The sequence below is a fragment of the Flavobacterium sp. J49 genome, from assembly GCF_011742145.1.
Classification (GTDB): Bacteria; Bacteroidota; Bacteroidia; order Flavobacteriales; family Flavobacteriaceae; genus Flavobacterium.
The window spans coordinates 1-1,493 of the sequence record NZ_JAAQQU010000096.1; the positions used below are offsets into that span (position 1 = coordinate 1).

The 1,493-nt window shown below is 29.9% G+C and carries 2 protein-coding genes; both read left to right on the top strand.

Going from position 1 to position 1,493, the window contains the following annotated elements; all coding sequences use genetic code 11:
* A partial coding sequence (locus HA632_RS13915) for a hypothetical protein (protein ID WP_217902810.1) occupies positions 1-245 on the top strand: 245 nt, incomplete at its 5' end.
* A gap of 241 nt (positions 246-486) precedes the next feature.
* Positions 487-1,275, top strand: coding sequence for a toxin-antitoxin system YwqK family antitoxin (locus HA632_RS02955; protein WP_176305733.1), 789 nt, complete (start codon positions 487-489; stop codon positions 1,273-1,275).
* Positions 1,276-1,493: the final 218 nt, after the last annotated feature.

Here is a 1,493-nt window from a genome sequence, read left to right on the forward strand (position 1 = left end):
ACGTTAGCACTCAGTTTTCCCGTGCTGAACAACAAAAACAATTTATGAAAGACGTTTTTTGGATAATAATAATTTGCATTTTATTGTTCTTATCAATAAAAGAGTTGCGGAATTTTAAAAAGTTAGAAAATAGTAATGGATATAATATTCTTCAAAATTCTAGGCATTATCGATTGTTAGCCATTGTTGCTGTGACAATTATTGGAATAATAATCTTCATTTACAGAAAGTTATTTGTAGAATAAAAAAAGCAAAATAACACCGAAAAGTTTACGCTCAAAGTTTGACGCTAAAAAAGGTTTGCGTGCTCAAGTTAGTAGGAAAACCGAAGTGCTAACAGCCGTTTGGTAGCATGGCTGGTTTTGCATTTCTTAGCCGGAAAGTACTAAGTTCAAAATTTGATTATATTTACAACAATAATTTAAAAAGTCGCCACGACTACCAAGCGGCGGAACGTTAGCAAACATTTTTAGAAACCTGTATACAATGAGGTATTTCGCAATATTATTTACAATATTACTTTTTTTCACTTCTTGCAAGAATGAAATTAAAGAATATGATGCTGAACAAAAATTGACAAAAGAATATACGTTGAATGATGAAAAACAATTTGATGGAATTTACAAAGAGTTTTATGAAAACGGAAATCTAAAGGTTGTTAAACATTTCGAAAATGGAGTTTTAATTGATTCCATAATAAACTATAATAATGACAAAACTATCTCGCAGGTTCAGTTTCCTTTAAAAAAAGACTCTTTGTTTTGTAAAAACTATTATAAAAATAATTTAGAATCAGAAGGTGTTTTTTATCAAAATATGAAACATGGAAAATGGAAATATTTTAAAACAAATGGAGTTTTGGATAAAGTGGTCGAATATGTAAATATTTGCGGAAATCAGTATACAAATCAAGGATGGTATTTTAAAAATGGAAAGGATACAATAAAAGAGTTTGGTAATTACTACAACTTAAAGCTCCCAAAGTCAATTAAAAAAAATCAACTTGCAAAATTTTATATATATCACAAGCCATTAATCGCATTAAATCCGGATTTAATATTTTGCATAGGAACTGATGTTGACGAAAACTTCTGTAATTTGGAAAAAACTAAAATCGATACTGTTTACGGTGAAAATAATATTATTCCAGTTGAGATAATTTTTAGAAATAAAGGGAAAAAGAATTTGAGAGGATTTATTAAGGAATATTATTCAGTGAAAGATTCTTCAGCGTCAAGGCTTATATATGTTGACATTCCTATGACAGTTGAATAAAAACGTTTGCTAACAGCAGTTTGTGATTATGGCTGGTCTTGGGTTTGTCAGAAATGTCTCGGCTGACTGAAATTTTAGTTATATTTGAAAACGCAAGTGAATGAGGAACGCCACAATCACAATCTGCGGCACGTTATAAACCAGCGTTTTCCATCGCTAGAACTTTTTAGTTTAAGCTTCACTCCTATTCCAAGTTTGCTCAAAAAGAAATCGAAATT

Coding starts and splice junctions, on each gene's coding strand:
- HA632_RS02955 (WP_176305733.1), top strand. CDS start 487: ATGAGGTATTTCGCAATATTATTTACAATATTACTTTTTTTCACTTCT.